Source organism: Thalassotalea agariperforans (assembly GCF_053470345.1).
On sequence record NZ_JBQMWH010000012.1, the window covers coordinates 93,186 to 110,594 of the forward strand.

The 17,409-nt window shown below is 38.2% G+C and carries 21 protein-coding genes; 15 read left to right on the forward strand and 6 right to left on the reverse strand.

Features of this window, described 5'->3' with window-relative positions:
- Positions 1–85 precede the first annotated feature (85 nt).
- Positions 86–1,624 carry a methyl-accepting chemotaxis protein gene (locus ACSLUO_RS14350; protein ID WP_448249470.1) on the reverse strand — a complete coding sequence of 513 codons (1,539 nt, stop codon included), beginning with the start codon at positions 1,622–1,624 and terminating at the stop codon, positions 86–88.
- A gap of 203 nt (positions 1,625–1,827) precedes the next feature.
- Between ACSLUO_RS14350 and ACSLUO_RS14355 the strand changes: the two genes are divergently transcribed.
- From ACSLUO_RS14355 to ACSLUO_RS14365, 3 genes are all read left to right on the forward strand, one after another.
- Positions 1,828–2,082, forward strand: coding sequence for a DUF4212 domain-containing protein (locus ACSLUO_RS14355; protein WP_448249472.1), 255 nt, complete (start codon positions 1,828–1,830; stop codon positions 2,080–2,082).
- Positions 2,082–3,818: a sodium:solute symporter family protein gene (locus ACSLUO_RS14360; RefSeq protein ID WP_448249474.1), complete on the forward strand. Its 1,737-nt coding sequence runs from the start codon at positions 2,082–2,084 to the stop codon at positions 3,816–3,818. Before ACSLUO_RS14355 ends, ACSLUO_RS14360 begins: the two co-directional genes overlap by 1 nt.
- A gap of 73 nt (positions 3,819–3,891) precedes the next feature.
- Positions 3,892–4,311 carry a hypothetical protein gene (locus tag ACSLUO_RS14365; protein WP_448249475.1) on the forward strand — a complete coding sequence of 140 codons (420 nt, stop codon included), beginning with the start codon at positions 3,892–3,894 and terminating at the stop codon, positions 4,309–4,311.
- 76 nt (positions 4,312–4,387) lie between these two features.
- On the opposite strand, the gene slmA is transcribed toward ACSLUO_RS14365, so the two are convergent.
- Together slmA and coaBC are read right to left on the reverse strand one after the other, a co-directional pair.
- Entirely contained in the window at positions 4,388–4,972 is a 585-nt protein-coding gene (gene slmA / locus ACSLUO_RS14370; protein WP_448249477.1) for a nucleoid occlusion factor SlmA, read from the reverse strand.
- 222 nt (positions 4,973–5,194) lie between these two features.
- The gene (gene coaBC, locus ACSLUO_RS14375) at positions 5,195–6,403 is read right to left on the reverse strand and encodes a bifunctional phosphopantothenoylcysteine decarboxylase/phosphopantothenate--cysteine ligase CoaBC (protein ID WP_448249479.1); all 1,209 of its coding nucleotides are present in this window, start codon (positions 6,401–6,403) and stop codon (positions 5,195–5,197) included.
- An 80-nt stretch (positions 6,404–6,483) separates the two neighbouring features.
- On the opposite strand from coaBC, the gene radC reads away from it, so the two are divergent.
- The 10 genes from radC (at position 6,484) to ACSLUO_RS14425 (ending at position 11,906) form a co-directional block, all read left to right on the forward strand.
- A complete protein-coding gene (gene radC, locus ACSLUO_RS14380) occupies positions 6,484–7,155 on the forward strand; it encodes a RadC family protein (RefSeq protein ID WP_448249481.1) in 672 nt (223 codons plus the stop codon).
- Positions 7,156–7,340: 185 nt separating this feature from the next.
- Positions 7,341–7,646, forward strand: coding sequence for a PilZ domain-containing protein (locus ACSLUO_RS14385; protein ID WP_448249482.1), 306 nt, complete (start codon positions 7,341–7,343; stop codon positions 7,644–7,646).
- Between the two features lie 69 nt (positions 7,647–7,715).
- Positions 7,716–8,384, forward strand: a complete 669-nt coding sequence (locus tag ACSLUO_RS14390) for an AAA family ATPase (RefSeq protein ID WP_448249483.1) — start codon at positions 7,716–7,718, stop codon at positions 8,382–8,384.
- The gene (locus ACSLUO_RS14395) at positions 8,371–8,751 is read left to right on the forward strand and encodes a hypothetical protein (protein WP_448249484.1); all 381 of its coding nucleotides are present in this window, start codon (positions 8,371–8,373) and stop codon (positions 8,749–8,751) included. The genes ACSLUO_RS14390 and ACSLUO_RS14395 overlap by 14 nt, the downstream gene beginning before the upstream one ends.
- A gap of 253 nt (positions 8,752–9,004) precedes the next feature.
- Positions 9,005–9,241, forward strand: coding sequence for a 50S ribosomal protein L28 (rpmB, locus tag ACSLUO_RS14400; RefSeq protein ID WP_448249485.1), 237 nt, complete (start codon positions 9,005–9,007; stop codon positions 9,239–9,241).
- A 9-nt stretch (positions 9,242–9,250) separates the two neighbouring features.
- On the forward strand, positions 9,251–9,406 hold the full coding sequence (gene rpmG, locus ACSLUO_RS14405; protein WP_126670413.1) for a 50S ribosomal protein L33: 156 nt from the start codon (positions 9,251–9,253) through the stop codon (positions 9,404–9,406).
- 176 nt (positions 9,407–9,582) lie between these two features.
- Positions 9,583–10,065, forward strand: a complete 483-nt coding sequence (locus ACSLUO_RS14410; RefSeq protein ID WP_448249487.1) for a hypothetical protein — start codon at positions 9,583–9,585, stop codon at positions 10,063–10,065.
- Complete coding sequence (mutM, locus tag ACSLUO_RS14415) at positions 10,065–10,880, forward strand: bifunctional DNA-formamidopyrimidine glycosylase/DNA-(apurinic or apyrimidinic site) lyase (RefSeq protein ID WP_448249489.1); 816 nt, start codon at positions 10,065–10,067, stop codon at positions 10,878–10,880. The genes ACSLUO_RS14410 and mutM overlap by 1 nt, the downstream gene beginning before the upstream one ends.
- A 151-nt stretch (positions 10,881–11,031) precedes the next feature.
- Complete coding sequence (locus tag ACSLUO_RS14420) at positions 11,032–11,328, forward strand: ArsR/SmtB family transcription factor (RefSeq protein ID WP_448249491.1); 297 nt, start codon at positions 11,032–11,034, stop codon at positions 11,326–11,328.
- A gap of 47 nt (positions 11,329–11,375) precedes the next feature.
- Positions 11,376–11,906 carry a rhodanese-like domain-containing protein gene (locus ACSLUO_RS14425; protein ID WP_448249492.1) on the forward strand — a complete coding sequence of 177 codons (531 nt, stop codon included), beginning with the start codon at positions 11,376–11,378 and terminating at the stop codon, positions 11,904–11,906.
- A gap of 4 nt (positions 11,907–11,910) precedes the next feature.
- Here ACSLUO_RS14425 and coaD read toward each other — a convergent pair whose 3' ends face one another.
- Positions 11,911–12,384, reverse strand: a complete 474-nt coding sequence (coaD, locus tag ACSLUO_RS14430) for a pantetheine-phosphate adenylyltransferase (protein WP_448249494.1) — start codon at positions 12,382–12,384, stop codon at positions 11,911–11,913.
- A gap of 183 nt (positions 12,385–12,567) precedes the next feature.
- Between coaD and ACSLUO_RS14435 the strand changes: the two genes are divergently transcribed.
- The gene (locus ACSLUO_RS14435) at positions 12,568–13,224 is read left to right on the forward strand and encodes a TetR/AcrR family transcriptional regulator (RefSeq protein WP_448249495.1); all 657 of its coding nucleotides are present in this window, start codon (positions 12,568–12,570) and stop codon (positions 13,222–13,224) included.
- A 240-nt stretch (positions 13,225–13,464) separates the two neighbouring features.
- Here ACSLUO_RS14435 and ACSLUO_RS14440 read toward each other — a convergent pair whose 3' ends face one another.
- Together ACSLUO_RS14440 and waaA are read right to left on the reverse strand one after the other, a co-directional pair.
- Complete coding sequence (locus ACSLUO_RS14440) at positions 13,465–14,220, reverse strand: 3-deoxy-D-manno-octulosonic acid kinase (RefSeq protein WP_448249497.1); 756 nt, start codon at positions 14,218–14,220, stop codon at positions 13,465–13,467.
- Between the two features lie 367 nt (positions 14,221–14,587).
- Positions 14,588–15,874, reverse strand: coding sequence for a lipid IV(A) 3-deoxy-D-manno-octulosonic acid transferase (gene waaA, locus ACSLUO_RS14445; protein ID WP_448249499.1), 1,287 nt, complete (start codon positions 15,872–15,874; stop codon positions 14,588–14,590).
- A gap of 165 nt (positions 15,875–16,039) precedes the next feature.
- On the opposite strand from waaA, the gene ACSLUO_RS14450 reads away from it, so the two are divergent.
- Entirely contained in the window at positions 16,040–17,209 is a 1,170-nt protein-coding gene (locus ACSLUO_RS14450) for an MltA domain-containing protein (protein ID WP_448249501.1), read from the forward strand.
- The last annotated feature ends 200 nt before the right edge of the window (positions 17,210–17,409 follow it).

Consider the following 17,409-nt stretch of genomic DNA (forward strand, 5'->3'; position numbering starts at 1 on the left):
GTAGCGCAAACCTTGGCATACGACTAACGTATATTTTGACGTTTAAGTAATCGTATGTCGAGGTTTTAATTTTTGCTAACTTATATTATCTAAAGGTTGAACTCAGTGACTCAAGGGCATGAGATTTTTCATTGACTTTAATACCACTTAAATTAACTTGCTCGGCAATACGTGTATTTTGGCCTGAAATATCATCAATGTTGTGAACATTTTGTGTGATTTCATTAGCGACCACACTTTGTTCTTCTGTTGCGGTAGCAATTTGTGCCGTGAGGTCAGACATATCATTCATCATTTCTATGATGTTATCCATGCTCACTTTAGCTTCAGAAGCATCTTTATTACACGATTCAGCGTCATCTCTACTGGTTAGCATAACATCGCTCCATTTTTTTAGAGTTGCTTGTAATTCAAGAACAGAACCTCTAATTTGCTCGGTTGCTTGTTGTGTTCGCCCTGCGAGTGTTCGTACTTCATCAGCTACAACAGCAAAGCCTCGGCCTTGTTCTCCGGCACGAGCGGCTTCGATTGCGGCATTTAAGGCTAATAAATTGGTTTGATCAGCAATACCTTCTATTTCCGACATGATCGCTGCAATATTATCGGCATCTTTGACCAGTTCCGTTGCGGAGTTAGCCGCTTTTTCAACCTCGCATGACAAATTGCTGATTTTCATCTGACTATTGTTGATCACCTCAATCGCTTGATTGCATTCCGATTGAATATTAACCACTTTATCATGAGCACCGGTTGTGCTGCGGCTAACATCTTCAACTGTTGTGGTCATTTCAGTAATGGCTGTTGCTAATTGTTGTAACTGTGAATTTTCTTCGAATAATCCTTCGAGCGATTGATTCGACGTTTCTTTTAATTGTTCGGCCAGTAGCATTAATTCGCTACCTGAATCATGGCTCCTTCCTAAAATGGTTCGTACTTTTGCCTGCATCATTAAATAGGGATAATTTAACAAAGCGCTGACACCTTTACCGGCAAAAACCAAACGAGATGGGCTGTCGAATTGGCTTTGGATCCGACGAATTTCTTTTGGTAACTTGAGTAATTCATCGTAAAAAAGGATGTAAAATAAGCCACAGACAAGCACCGGAAATAAAGCGGCTAGCGGGCTAATTAAATAAGCAGCAGCAAGTGCTGATAGCGCACTGAAAAGCAGTATTGAAAGTTGTTTTATTTGGCTGTTTAGTTGAAATTCTTTCGGTAATTTACCTTGATTTAGTTCTTGATATAAACGTTCAGCGGCTTGTACTTGTTGGCGTGTTGGTTTACAGCGAACCGATTGATAACCAATAATCTCGTCATTTTCATATAATGGCGTAACATAAGCATCTACCCAATAAAAATCACCATTTTTACAGCGATTTTTAACTAAGCCGCGCCATGAATCACCACGTTTGAGTTTTTGCCATAAATCAGCAAAAGCGGCTTTGGGCATGTCGTTATGACGAACCAAGTTGTGTGGTTGGCCAACTAATTCTTCTTGACTATAACCGGCGATACGGCAAAAGTTTTCATTAGCATAGGTAATAGTGCCAAAAGTGTCGGTAGTAGAAACGAGTTGCTCGTGTTCCGAAAAAGTAATTTCAGATCCTTGATTCAAACTTTTCATAATTGATTAAGTTACCTTATGTTTGTATAACGATTATTAGCTGCTTTTTTAAATAGAACAAGTTTTGGCAGGGTTAATCAAGCATTATCTTAATGTAAATTAAGGGAAAAACAATCAGGGTTAGCGATAACTCTTTGAATACTCACCAACCTCGCGCTAATATTTGTACTTATAATTATAATAATACGCTTTAGGAGCACAATATGGAAATCACCTCTCGGTCTTATTGGCAAGAAAATCTGCGATTGATTTTTATCTGTTTAGTTATCTGGTTTGTTGTTTCATTTGGTTTTGGGATTTTACTGGTTGAGCCATTAAATGAAATTCGATTAGGTGGTTATAAACTGGGTTTTTGGTTTGCTCAACAAGGCTCTATCTATACTTTTGTTGGTCTAATTTTTTGGTACTCCCATAAAATGAATCAGCTTGATAAAAAGCATCAGGTTGAGGAAGAATAATGGAAGAACTAAGACTTTATACCTATATCGCAGTTTTTGGTTCATTTGCTTTATATTTTGCAATTGCTTGGTGGGCTCGAGCGGCTTCAACTAGCGACTTTTATGTTGCTGGCGGTGGTATTACCCCATTGCAAAATGGTATGGCAATTGGTGCTGATTGGATGAGCGCCGCTTCTTTTATTTCAATGGCGGGGTTAATTGCCTTTTTAGGTTATGGTGGCTCAGTATTTTTAATGGGCTGGACTGGCGGTTATGTTTTATTAGCCATGTTACTCGCTCCTTATATGCGTAAACATGGTAAGTTTACCGTTCCTGAATTTATTGCTGATCGTTATTACTCTAAAGTTGCACGCGTAGTTGCGGTGATCTGCCTCATTATTGCCTCCTTAACTTATATCATTGGTCAAATGAAAGGAGTAGGTGTTGCCTTCTCTCGCTTTTTAGAAGTTGATTATGGTTTAGGATTAGGCATTGGGATGGGAGTTGTTTGGGTGTATGCCGTACTTGGTGGTATGAAAGGCATTACTTACACACAAATTGCTCAATACTGCGTACTTATCTTTGCTTATACCATTCCTGCTGTTTTTATTTCTTTACAACTTACCGGTAATCCAATTCCACAATTAGGCTTAGGCAGTACTTTAGCAGATGGCAGCGGTGTTTATTTGTTGGATAAATTAGACATGGTAGTAACCGATTTAGGTTTTAAAGAATACACCACAGATAACATGGGCGGTAGCTTAAATATGTTCGCTTATACCTTATCGTTGATGATAGGTACGGCGGGATTACCACATGTGATCATGCGATTTTTTACCGTACCTAGTGTTAAAGCCGCTCGTGCTTCAGCCGGTTATGCGTTAGTTTTTATTGCTTTGTTATATACCGTAGCACCTGCTGTTGGCGCAATGGCACGACTTAACCTAATGAATACTATTGAACCGGTTGCGGGCCAATACCTTGAATATGATGACCGACCACAATGGTTTAAAGACTGGGAAAATACCGGTTTATTACAGCATGAAGATAAAAATGGCGATGGTAAAATTCAATATTCAGCGGATGAGCAAAAAAATGAAATGGTTAAGGTTGATCGCGACATTATGGTTTTAGCTAATCCGGCCATTGCCAACTTACCTAATTGGGTTATTGCTTTGGTGGCGGCGGGTGGTTTAGCGGCGGCGTTATCAACCGCGGCGGGTTTATTGTTAGCTATATCGTCGTCAGTTTCTCATGATTTAATGAAAGGGGTGTTAACACCTGACTTGTCTGAGAAAAACGAACTGTTAGCTGGCCGAATAGTGATGACATTAGCCATTTTAGTGTCAGGTTATCTCGGTTTAAATCCGCCTGGTTTTGCCGCGGGTACAGTCGCTTTGGCGTTTGGTTTAGCGGCATCCAGTATTTTTCCTGCCTTAATGATGGGAATTTTTGCTAAAAAAATGAGTGGCTCGGCGGCAATTGCCGGTATGATTTGTGGCATTGGCGTGACTATGCTGTACGTTTTTCAACATAAAGGCATTATGTTTATTCCAGGTACTAGCTTTTTAGGTAATATGGAAGAAAACTGGTTTTTTGGGATTTCGCCTAATGCCTTTGGTGCGGTTGGTGCGATTGTTAACTTTGCGGTGGCATTCATTGTTTGTCGGTTTACTGGGCCAGCACCACTTGAAATTCAAGCATTAGTTGATAACTTCAGAGTGCCTAAAGGCGCTGGTGCAGCTCATAACCATTAACTTTAAGCAGTATTCACCTGAATACACTGATAAGCCTCCAAGTTGGAGGCTTTATTTTATTTGAGAGCAGACATTGAATAAACATAAAAAACTGGCGATTTATATCGCCCCATTTTTACTTATCGCAGGCTATATTCTTGCCGACTATGTTGTTGAACAACAGGCCAATGAAAACCAAGTATTCGCCTTAACGTTACAAGGGCAATGTCAGCTATCTCAAGCTTGTTTGTTAACCTCTAACGAATTACAAATAAATATTTATCAAGCGGGAAGTAGGACGATAGTTAATGCTAATTATGCCCTAACTGATGCGGTATTATTTGAAGTTAATGAGCAGGTGACGGCGTACCAACTAACACCAGAGAATAATGCATTTTATTGGCAAACCGATGTTGCTTTTAATACTAACAAGCAAGAGCAGTTAACAATGCGTTTGATCGCTAAAATTAAGGGAGCGAGTTATATCAGTGAATTTAGCGCGACGATGAATTAAAACCTCAATAAATTTTATGATAATCAAGTTAAGCGCTAAACATTATTTGTGTTCAGCGCTATATGAATGGGTATAGTTATTTATCAGCCATTAAAAATAACCACTGCTCGTTAAAGTCATCACTGGGCTTTCTGGCAAAACCAGAACGAACATATTGTGATATTTTTCCTTCGGCAAATGACACTAACATATTCGCAAGCGCTTGCTCGCTGACATTAAACGCTTTACCTTCACGTAGCTTACGTTCGCGTAATACCTGTTTAAATTGTGATTCAAGTTTTTCAAAAAACTGATTTACCCGTGTTCTTAAGCGTTCATTTTCACCCATTAGGGCATCACCCGATAAAATACGGCACATGCCAGGATTACGTTCTGCAAACACTAACAAAACATGCAGAATATGATGACAGCGCACCAAGGTTTCTTTGTGGTCGGCTAAAATTAAGTTGATCCGCGAAAAAATAGACTCTTCAATAAACTCAATCAATCCTTCAAACATTCGTGCTTTTGACGGAAAATGGCGATAAAGTGCCGCTTCAGAAACGCCAACTTCAGCCGCAAGTTTTGCCGTAGTGATACGTTGTCCAGGGCTAGATTGAAGCATTAAAGCAAGGCATTCGAGGATTTGTTGTTTACGATTTGGTTTTTGATTAACTGGCATCAAAACACTCACAAAATTATTTTTAATTATGGTTTGATTCTACCGTTTTTTTCATTGAACCTTCAACTGTTTATCTACAACTTTTAAATAAATTATTCGATATACTAAGTGGTAAGCAGTATGTGGCTGCTTACTAACGGGCAATGTTAATAAGCAGGTGTTATTTAGAGATTAAGGTTAAGGATAAGTCAGCGTTTTGGGTGTCAATAACTTACGCTGAGGTTACCTATTGTGTTGCTCAATAAAAGCGACTAGTTGTTTTGCTAACTCCGTTTTTGCTGCTAAGGCTAATACGGCTTTATCATGCTTAGTAAATAAGGTTAAGGCATTGTCATCAGAATTAAAACCTTGACCAGCAAGAGCAACATTATTCGCGGCAATCATGTCGAGATTTTTGCGTGTTAATTTGCCTAAAGCATAATGTTCTACATCTTGAGTTTCGGCGGCAAAACCAACCGTAAAAGGTTTGTTTGTTAAAGCGGCAACATCAGCAACTATATCTGGGTTTTTTACTAAGGTCAGATTAAGCTCATCCTGCTCGTCTGTTTTTTTCAACTTATGCTCAGCAATGCTTGCCACACGGTAATCAGCAACGGCGGCACAAGCAATAAATACATTAGCTTGAGGGGCTAAAGTTAATGCTTGCTGATGCATTTCTAAGGCACTGTTTACCTTAATGAGTTGGCAATTTGTCGGCGCTTGAAGGTTTACTGGCCCAGATATTATCGTGACTTGAGCACCGGCTTTTGCTGCTGCTTCGGCAATGGCATAACCCATTTTCCCTGAGCTATGGTTTGAAATATAACGTACCGGATCAATAGCTTCTCGGGTTGGCCCTGCAGTGATCACCCAGTGTTGACCTGTTAGCGTTTGTTTAGTTTGTGGCTGAAAAAAGTCACAAACGTGATCAACCAACTCAGGAATATCCAACATGCGACCTAAGCCTACATCGCCACAAGCTTGTTCACCTGAGCCCGGCCCCCAAATAAGAAAATTACGTGAGGCTAAGGTTTTAATATTGGCCTGGCTTGCCAAGTTGTGCCACATTTGTTGATTCATTGCCGGTGCAATAGCAATCGGTGAGCTGGTTGCTAAACAAATTGTGGTTAATAAATCATCAGCAAGGCCATGACTGAGTTTTGCAATACTATTGGCGGTTGCTGGTGCAATTAAAATTAAATCAGCCCACTTGGCTAATTCAATATGACCCATGGCTAATTCTGCTGCGGGGTCTAACAAGCTATCGGCAACGGGATTAGTTGATACTGCTTGTAAGCTTAAGGTACTAACAAACTCTTTAGCGCTTTGGGTTACAACAACTCTGATATCCGCGCCTTGTTCTTTTAATCGGCGCACAAGTTCAGGGGCTTTGTAGGCAGCAATACCGCCTGATAAGCCTAAAACGATTTTTTTACCCTGTAGAATTTGCATAAGCTGCTAATCTTAAACATGAATCAATAAATATAAGCGGATAGATTACCACTAAAAGAACGTTTAGTTAAGGAGCAAACATGCTAAAGGATTGGCCGTGTGACGAGCGCCCACGGGAGAAATTATTACAACAAGGCTCAGCAAGTTTAAGTGATGCTGAATTATTAGCGATATTTTTACGAACCGGTGTTCGAGGTTGCCATGTGGTAGATCTGGCGAGAAATTTATTATCAACCTTTGGTAGTATTTCAGCTATTTATCAAGCCAGTTTAAGTGAATTTTGCCAAGCCCATGGTTTAGGCACGGCGAAATATGTTCAGTTACAAGCTTGTTTAGAAATGTCGAAGCGTTATTTAAGTGAGCAATTACAACAAGGGCAAGCGCTTACTAGTTCACAATCAACTCGTGATTATTTAATCACGGAATTAAAAGCGGAAACTTCAGAGGTTTTTGCCGTGCTATTTTTAGATAACCAACACCAAGTGTTAACTTTTAAGCGTTTGTTTTATGGCACAATTGATTCTGCAGCAGTGTATCCACGGGTGATCATTGAACAGGTATTAAAATTCAAAGCGGCGGCGGTGATCCTTTGCCACAATCATCCATCAGGAGTAGCAGAACCGAGTATTGCCGATAAACAAATCACCAATAAAATAGCTCAGGCTTTAAGTTTGATTGATGTGCGCTTATTAGATCATTGCATTATTGCTGGTAATTATTGTTACTCGTTTGCTGAACACGGTGAAATTTAAGCTAAGTGTTAACTATTACTTTGAAAACTTAAGTAAGCCAACGAGATGAGATGTTAACCTGATATTAATAAATCAAGTCGTTAACGTTAAATATGATAGTGGGTTATTTGTAATACTTGCATCTAGTTGTTTCTAGCGGTAATTTATAGCAAATAAAAAAGATTATATTAATACAGGGATTGCTTATGTCTGAGAGTAGTATACAAGATAACGAACGTCGTCAATTTTTTAGAATTGATATGGAAGAAGAGCAGATAGATCTTATTTGGCAAGATCAAAACGGCGAAGAATATAGTAAAAAAATTACCTGCTTGGATTTTTCACGAGGCGGTGTTAGAGCTGACTGTGATGATGAAATTCCAGTTAACACCAATGCAATTGTTATTTTTAAAGCGGCTGATCCTAGAAGTCAGCGTTTACATGGCAAAGTGTTACGATGTGTTAAACAAGCTAGCGGTTGTTATCAAATCGCTTTAAAACTTATCGACTAATGTCGATATTTTTATTTGCACTATACTTAAAAAGTTCAGTGCTAGAGAGAAAGTAAAGGACTTTACATTATGATGATTTTAGTGGGCGGAGAGAAAGGTGGTAGCGGCAAAAGTTGTTTAGCTCAAAACTTAGCGGTGTACTTTGCTCGAGATAAAAAAGCGATTGTGTTAATGGTAGATTGTGACCCTCAGAGAACGACCTCTGATTGGATACAGGCTCGTAATAGTGACCCGTCGTTATCAGCTATTAATTGTATTCAACTCTACGGTAAAATCCGTAATGACTTATTGAGTTTAAAGCAGCATTACGATTACGTGATTGTTGATTGTGGTGGCCAAGATAACTTAGCACTACGCGCTGCGATGTCGGTTGCTGAACATGCGATTATTCCATTAAGACCTAAACGTCGAGATCTGAAAACGGTTGAGCATATGGAAGATATGTTAAGTACGTGTAAAATGGTTAATCCTAAATTAATGGCATCATTTGTCATCACTCAATGCCCATCTTTACCTAATCAAGCTGGCCGTATTCTGGAAGCAAAAGACGTTTGTCGCTCATACGGTATTAACGTGTTAGACAACGTGACTTTTAGTCGTAATATTTATGATGATAGTGAAGAACAAGGCTCTTCAGTACTAGAAAATGAACCTGGCGGTAAAGCAGCACAAGAAATCATTGCGATTGCAGAAGAAATTTTAGCTATTAAATCGGATAACTCACATGAGTTTAGCTGATTTAAAAAAGTCGAACTCTAACAACGGTAAAAAGAAAAAATTTACCGTTGATGAGTTTATTGATGATGCTGAAAATTACGCCAAGGGAATGCCTGAAATTGTCACCACGGGTAAAGATAACAAATTAGCCGTACAAAAAGCCGTTGGATTAGCTAAAAAAGCAAAAGCCCAAAAAAAAGCGGCACAAAAAAAATTATTTCGTCATGCAACTTTTACTTTTAATGAACAAACCTTTAAGCAATTAAATGACCTAGCGAAAGAAAGTAAGCTGGCTAAATCGCATATTTTACGGATTTTAATTGCTGAGTTCGCTGAACTAGATGATGATGAAAAATTAAAAGCTTTGTTAGAATCAAAAGTTGAATAGATTTTGCTGGTGTAATCAGCAATTTGATGGCTTAATAGCCGAAAAATCAGTAGTAAATAGCCCCAATAAGTTGTTTTTTCATTCTGTATATTATTGATATTGTTATAAAATATAATGTATTAGTAGATAAAGGAGATAAAGACTAGCAATAGTATTTTAGTTTCTCTATAATATGCCACCTTTTTCAGGATCCCGTGGCGACGGCCTTGGGGCAAGATAGCTCGAGCTGAAATTTTTTATTGGAGTGACTCACATGTCTAGAATTTGCCAAGTAACAGGCAAGAAACCAGTTGTTGGGAACAATCGTTCTCACGCAAGAAACGCGACTCGTCGTCGTTTTTTACCAAACCTTCAATCTCACCGTTTTTGGGTTGAGAGCGAAAATCGTTTCGTTAAATTACGTTTAACTCCGAAAGGAATGCGTATTATCGATAAAAAAGGCATCGATGCAGTATTAACTGACATTCGTGCTCGTGGCGAAAAAATCTAAGGAATCATCATGCGTGATAAAATTCGTTTAGTTTCTAGTGCAGGCACTGGTCATTTTTATACTACAGATAAAAATAAAAAAACCATGCCTGAAAAAATGGAAATCAAAAAGTTTGACCCAAGAATCCGTCAACACGTGATTTATAAAGAAGCTAAAATTAAGTAATCTTTATTTCAAACTTTCAAAAACCCAGCAATTGCTGGGTTTTTTATTGCCTAAAATCCAGTATCATAGCCGTATCTGTTAGGTTTTCATTCTGCTATTCTATTTTTGTCATGGTTTATCTATAGCGAGCACTTTCTTATACGGATTGGTATTATTTATTTTCTGGGGCAAAACAAGTGATCAAACTTTCTCGTAGTGGCTGGAACAATGTCATTATTTTTTCGGTAATGGGGTTTATTTTATTAATTAATTTAACCCAGAAAAACACTTTCATGAATACTACGCCAGAGCATACCGAGCAGTTTTTAATTGCCGAGCATGCGGTAATTTTATCTTTAACGGTGAATCAGCAAACTCATATTGAACGTATCGGTCAAACATGGCGTTCGATGCCTAACGTTATCGAAGGCCAACCGCTTAGTGCGATGATGTCCGCCTGGCATCAAGTGTCAGGCACAGAAATAACAAAACCTGAAGTACTTGATAAAACTAAGGCAATAGTGGTTTCTGTGGTGTTAGCTGGCCAAGATATCGATGAATACTTTATGTTATTACCTAGTGAACAAGAGTTAATAATTTATAAACAAAGCAGTGATCAGTGGCTCAGCGTTGCGGCTCCGATCTTTTCTCAACTTATTCCAAATGAAGTGATGATGTAATGCCTGAATTACCCGAAGTTGAAGTATGCCGTTTAGGTATTAGCCCCCATATTGTTGAGCAAACCGTTGCTGAGGTTATTGTGCGGTTTTGGCAATTACGCTGGCCAATACCTGAAGCGGTCTTAACATTAAAAAACCAAAAAGTGCTATCGGTTGAGCGTCGCTCTAAGTATTTAATTCTTAAATTTAACACGGGCAGTTTACTGATTCATTTAGGTATGTCAGGTACTATTCGAGTTGTTAATAAGGATGTTGAGGTCATAAAACATGACCATTTTGAGCTTGTGTTCACCAATGGCACTATTTTAAGGTTAAATGACCCTCGTCGTTTTGGCGCGGTTTTATGGTTACCGGAGCATGTTGATGAACAAGGTATTCTAACAAAGCTAGGACCCGAGCCATTAACCGATGACTTTGCTCATGATTATTTATTTGAGATGGCTAAGAACCGTAAAACGCCGATAAAAACCTTTATTATGAATAATCCGGTAGTTGTTGGTGTGGGTAACATTTATGCTAATGAAGCCTTGTTTCTAGCGGGAATTCGACCAACTGCTGCTGCTGGTAGTATTAGTAAACGTCGTTTGAATAATTTAACTGATACCATTAAAGCGGTACTAGCTGCAGCGATTACCCAAGGCGGTACAACCTTAAAAGACTTTACTCAAGCTGACGGCAAACCTGGTTATTTTGCTCAGTCGTTGAACGTTTATGGCCGTGGTGGTGAAAACTGTGTGGTTTGTGAAACATCCTTGATTGAAATTCGACAGTCAAATCGTAGTTCTGTTTATTGTCCTAAGTGTCAAAAAAATTAAATGGCGCTTTGGTTCGATATTCTAGTCTTTTCATTTAATTATTCCGTTATATTAATTTAATTTTATAGCAAATATTAATCTAAGCTTTATTATATTAGTATTTGCTAATCTATATACATTAGAATATTCTAATGTATGTCGAGGTGTTTATATGGAAATAGAAAAACTAGCTGAACATGCACAGGCTGCAACTAACTTATTAAAGCAACTTGCTAACGATAAACGGTTAATGATTTGCTGTTGTCTTGGTGCTGAAGAGCTATCTGTAAATGAATTAAATAAAAAAGTACCGTTAAGTCAATCAGCCCTATCACAGCATTTAGCAAAAATGAGAGCGGCTAATTTATTAACAACACGACGAGAGTCGCAAACGATTTATTATCGTTTAGCGGATGACAAAGTGTTGCAACTGATCGCGACATTAAAAGCAATATATTGTCCTGAATAAGGTTTTCAGACAACGTTTTATAATCAATGAATTTAAGAGGTGAGGTTATGGCCGTAACACGAATGTTAGCAAGCGAATTTATGAAGCTACCAACAAAGCAAAAAACGATCATTGATTTAAGAACTGCCGCTGAAGTTGCTAATGAATCAGTTGCTGGCTGTATAGTTTTGCCAATACAAGCGTTGACACCTGAGCGTTGTCAAAGTGCATTAGCTGAACACGGCCATACGAATGAGCCAGTTTATTTGTTATGCCAAAGTGGCGTTCGTGCGGAAATGGCAGTTGATAAATTATCTTCAAAATTAACACATGACTTAGTGATTATTGAAGGTGGTTTAAATCAATTAAAAATGTCGGGTTTAACAACAATTCAAGGTAAAAGTCAGGTGATATCACTTGAAAGGCAAGTACGAATAGCGGCCGGTGCATTAACCGTAACAGGGGTTATTCTTGGTAGCTTAGTGCATCCGTATTTTTACGGTATATCTGCCTTTGTTGGAGCAGGACTAATGTTTGCCGGCATTACTAACTCGTGCGGCATGGCTATGCTACTTGCTAGAATGCCGTGGAATCAATAAGTACTTATTTTTCAGAAAATGCTAGCTTCACAGTAGGATCAACAAACGGACTAATATCACCACCATGTAAAGCCACTTCTTTAACTATGGTTGATGAAATTGACGAATAAGCGGGATCCGGGGTTAAAAACACGCTTTCGAGTTGCGGATTAAGCTGGCGATTAATATTCGCTAATTGATATTCATATTCAAAATCGGCAACGGTGCGTAACCCTCTGACTAATACTGTGGCATTTTGCTCTTTAGCAAAGTCAGCTAATAACCCACTGAAGCCAACAACCGTGACATTCGACAAATGTGCGGTGACATGTGTTAATAGCTCAACACGCTTAGCTAAATTAAAACGTGGCTTTTTACTTGGACTTGCCGCTACCGCAATAACTACGCGCCCAAATAGTTTGCTGGCACGTTCAATGATATCAGTATGTCCGTGAGTTACAGGGTCAAAAGTACCCGGATAAATAGCTGTTACACCCATAATAATTCTTAATTTTTCATAAAGTTATGAACAGTATTGTATGTCGGTCTGGCTTGATTTTCAAAACATCTATTCGCTAAAATAACTAAGGCTTAAAGTATTTACTCGAAAAGGCTTTTCGTTAGCGCTTTTTTGGTAGTATGATAAAGAAAAGTTATCGGTAGTAAGGATAAAATAGATACCATGAAAACACGCGACAAAATAATACACGCAAGTATTGCATTGTTTAATGAGCAGGGTGAAAGGAACGTTACCACTAATCATATTGCTGCCCATTTAGGTATCAGCCCAGGTAACCTTTATTATCATTTTCGTAATAAAGAAGACATCATCTTTTGTATTTACGAAGAATATGCCCGCAAATTATTATTAGACACTTTCCCTACCGTTTCACCTGAAGCTAAGCCGTTAGATACAATTATCTCTTATTTGGATACGGTTTTTCATGTGATGTCTAAGTTTCGGTTTTTCTACGCTAACTTACCGGTTTTGTTAGATAAAAATCCTGATTTACGTGAAAAGTATGTTGAAGTACAAGAAGCTATTGGTGATCGTGTTGCTAAAATGATGTTGTCATTGCGCGATGAAAACATGATCCAATTTGCTGATGATGAACTAGCCGATTTAGTGAGTATTTTACGTTTGGTAAATACGTTCTGGTTAAGCTTTTATCAAACGCAACGGGTAAATCCAGAAATTGATGCCTCGGTCTTTTATGAAGGTGTGTTGAAAATATTAGTCATTATTAAACCTTATACCACTAAAGAAGCATTACCTGAGTTCTTAAAAGCGCGTGAGATGTATCAGCAGCGCTATCAAGAATCCTTAGTGGCCGCATAATACTAAGCTAGATAAGCTAGAAGATTAATAAACCTGAACTCGGGATAACAACTTGCTTTCTAGCTGCTGTTTTTCCTTATTACTGCGTTAAATTTAATTGCAATAGGCTCGCTATTGGCGCTTAAATTTGCCTTGTACTAAGAAAAAACATCAAGCTAGAATATGTGAAATATCATAAAGTATATTTATTTCATATTGTTAGCTAATTTCTTATCCCAAGTTCAGGTTAATAATCTAAAACTAAAGAGACTGGTAACCGTTTAACAGCGTTTGCCAGTTTTTTTCTTGCCAATGAAAAGTACTGAGTTTTGCCTTTTCTTTTCTAAATGAACGTAATAAGCGGTTTAAGTTGTTTTCTTGCCAACGTTTATCTACTTGTCGTTGCTCTCCGCGATCAAAATCAATCAGCCAAGGCTTTTCTTGCTGATCTAATAAAATATTATGACTGTTGAGATCGTGATGATAAATACCATGTTGGTGAAACTTACTGATCATCACTCCAATATTGAACCATATTGTCTCCGTTAAAGCTTGTTGTTGTAAGATGGCAACGAGATCTTGGGCGTTTTCAATACGGCTTGATAATAAATCGGCGTGATAAAACAGCCCTTGTTTGATCACCCGATATGCAATGGGCTGTGGTGCCGGTAAACTGAGCTTTTTGAGGGTTGTTAACAAGGTAAATTCTTGTGCTGCACGAGTATTGTGATAACCGGTAAATAAATAGCTGTCTTTATTGAGTTTACCGATCAAACCACCACGATAATAATGACGCAGCACCCAATGTTGCGCTTGGTATTTTACAAAGTAGGTGGTGCCTCGGCCTTGGGCAGAGCCTTCTATTGCTTGCTGATGTTGCCAATAGTCAGGTGATAACATTTGTGGAGTAAAATCAGCAAGTTGCTCACTATTAAAAACACAATAACAATTGCCTTGCTGAAATACTTTTTCAGCACTTTTTTCTAAACTGGGCTTTACAATTGCAGCTGGGTTCAAGATATTTAGCCTTATTAAAAATTAATTACAAAAATTCGCTACTTAGGTAATGAGTTTATTGTGATGGTCACTTAAGTTGAGGTCAAACTTCAGCTTTAAAAAGCTTGTTTATTCACTTATTCATTAATAAACCTTAACTCGGGATAATAACTTGCTTTCTAGCAGCTGTTTTTCCTTATTACAGCGTTAAATTTAATTGCAATACGCCCCCATGGATGGGGAAGGTAGAGCGACGTTTGAACCAAAGCCGAGGCTCGCTATTGGCGCTTAAATTTGCCTTGTACTAAGAAAAAACATCAAGCTAGAATATGTGAAATATCATAAAGTATATTTATTTCATATTGTTAGCTAATTTCTTATCCCGAGTTCAGGTTAATAAAGCAATTTCTAGCAAGGTTTTATCAACCGCGCCTTGATTAAGTTTTACCACCTGATGTGCTTGCTCACCATAACGTGCCGCTAAGCTGCTGTTATTTAGTAGCTTGGTAACCGCATCACTTAATGCTGCACTGATGTTTTGGCTTTCAGGCAATTGAATTAACGCCTGATGGTTTAACATTTGTTGCATTATATCAGTAAAATTTGCCATGTTAGGGCCAACAATAATGGGTTTTTTAAACCAAGCCGGCTCTAGCGGATTATGGCCGCCAATGGCACTAAAGCTGCCACCAATGGTAACAATATCGGCTAGGCCATACAGCGCCATTAATTCACCTAAGCTATCTAAAACCCATACTTGGCAATTGTCGTTTACAGCTTGCAGGCTGCTACGTGTTTGGGTAATAAAGCCTTGGGCTTGAGCAAGCTCGGTGACGTTATTAAAACGCTCAGGATGACGTGGAACAAGTACCAGCAATAAGTCAGGATATTGTTGCTTTAAGCGAGCGTAAGCATCTAATGCAAGCTGTTCATCACCTTGATGGGTGCTAGCGAAAACCCAATAGGTTTTATTTTTTGCTAACAAGTTATTCAATTCCGTTTGCTTATTTTGCACTTCATTTGACACCAACATATCGTATTTTAAATTACCGGAAACTCGACATTGCTCAACTTGTGCACCAATGGCTAATAAGTTGTTTTGGTTGTCGGTACTTTGGCTCAAAATAGCGTTGAACTTTTGTAAACATGGCGCGAATAACCAAGTGAGTTTTTTATAACTTTTGATGGAACGATTTGAAATCCGGCCATTGATCAGCAGTAACTTTATATTACGTTTATTGGCTTGGGCAACAAGGTTAGGCCAAAGCTCTGTTTCCATAAAAATCATTAGGCTTGGTTGTAGCTTTTGTAAGAACAGTTCTGTTGCAAATAAAATATCTAAAGGGAGGTAACAATGTTGCACCCGATCACCAAATAATTTTATCACTTGTTCAGAACCGGTTGGAGTAAAGGTGGTAAAAGTTACTGGTATATTAGGGTAGGCGAGTAATAATTTTTCTACTAAGTTTTTTAAGGCTAATACTTCACCGACACTAGCAGCATGAATAACAATACCTTGTTGTTGAAACGACTGATTTAACCAACCAAAGCGTTCATTTAAGCGTTGGCGATAGGCAGGGTTTGAACGCGATCTCAATAGCAGAAAAAGTAAAATTAGCGGTGTTAACAGTAATAAAAACAAACGGTAACACAATAATGTTAAAAAGTTTTTCACAAGTATAATAACCGGCAGCAAGTAAAATTAATCGATAATGCCTTGATTATATCAAGAGTTAAAAGGAAGTGTCGGGCTTTGTTGTTTCGAAAGTCGTGACGGTTAGCAGGAATTGTTGTTTTAGCGTGGTATATTATCCTCAAATCTTGTTAAATTTTATTGGTTATGCGCACTTTTATTTTATTGTTTATTTTGTTTTTATCACTTTTTTCTGCCATGGAAAGCTCGGCAAAAGCACAGTTTTCTCTCGTTACTCCTGCTGAATTCGAGCAATTGAAAGCACTTAATTTGACAGCAATTAATTATGCTCATTTATGTGATGTCGCCGATAAAATGCTGGCTTATCTTGATCGCTACCCTGATGATACGTTTGCCGTACATGGCGGCGAAAATTTATTACCCTTTAGTAATAATGCGCGGATAAAAGCAACCTTGTCGTTTGTTTGTGCAACTTATCAGCAAGATCAACAACAAAAATCAATTAACGGTAATATAAACCGTTTAGCCAATATAAACTTTTTAACTGAGCATTTTGATATTTATCGTTGGTTACCCGATCAAGCCACGGCGCAGGCGATAGCTAAAAAAAGTACCAACCAGCGTAAAGCTCAAATGTTAATGGCTATCCCTGAGCAAAAAATATTTTTAACTAAATATTACACGAAATTATTAACCGGCAGCCCAATAAAAACAGAACAGTATAATCAAGCGTTGTATAGTTTACCGTTTGATGAACAAGACTTAACACTTGAACAAGCTGAGCAAAAAAAAGCTGATTTAACCCGCTATCAATTCACGCGACAACAAGTTATTTCTGGGGTTTTATCGGCTAAAAAATTAGCACAGCCACTGGTATGGATCACCGAAGAAGCGTTACATGATGTATTATTGCAGGGAACAGGCGTATTAAATGTTAATGGTAATATCCGCTATTTTAATGTTCATCGTAATAATGGTATTGCATATGACTATGCCATAGGTAAAAGTGCCCAAGCGCGTTATTGGTACTTTGCTGAAGTACCAAGCATTATGGGATATGGTAAAGATCTTGCCAGTAAAATTGCGCTTAAACCACAAGTGAGCTTTGCTGGTAATGTTAAACAATTAGGCTTAGGTCAGTTATTCCTCGTAAGTGGTAGTGATAATAGCACAAAACAAGCTGCTGACTTTGTTCGTTTAGGGGTGTTAGCGGATCAAGGTGGTGCCTTTGATGATAATTTATTTCAACTGGATTTATTAGCAGGCAGTTACCAAGGCTGGGCTGATTATCATCAAGCCAATAAAAACTTACCCGATTATACCAATGCCTGGTTGTTATTGAAAAAACGCCAATAACGGCGTTTTTATTAACTAACCTGAACTCGGGATAAGAAATTGGCTAACTATATGAAATATATATATTTTGATGTTTTCTCTATTCTAGCTTGATGTTTTTTCTTAGTACAAGGCAAATTTAAGCGCCAATAGCGAGCCTCGGCTTTGGTTCAAACGTCGCTCTACCTTCCCCATCCATGGGGGCGTATTGCAATTAAATT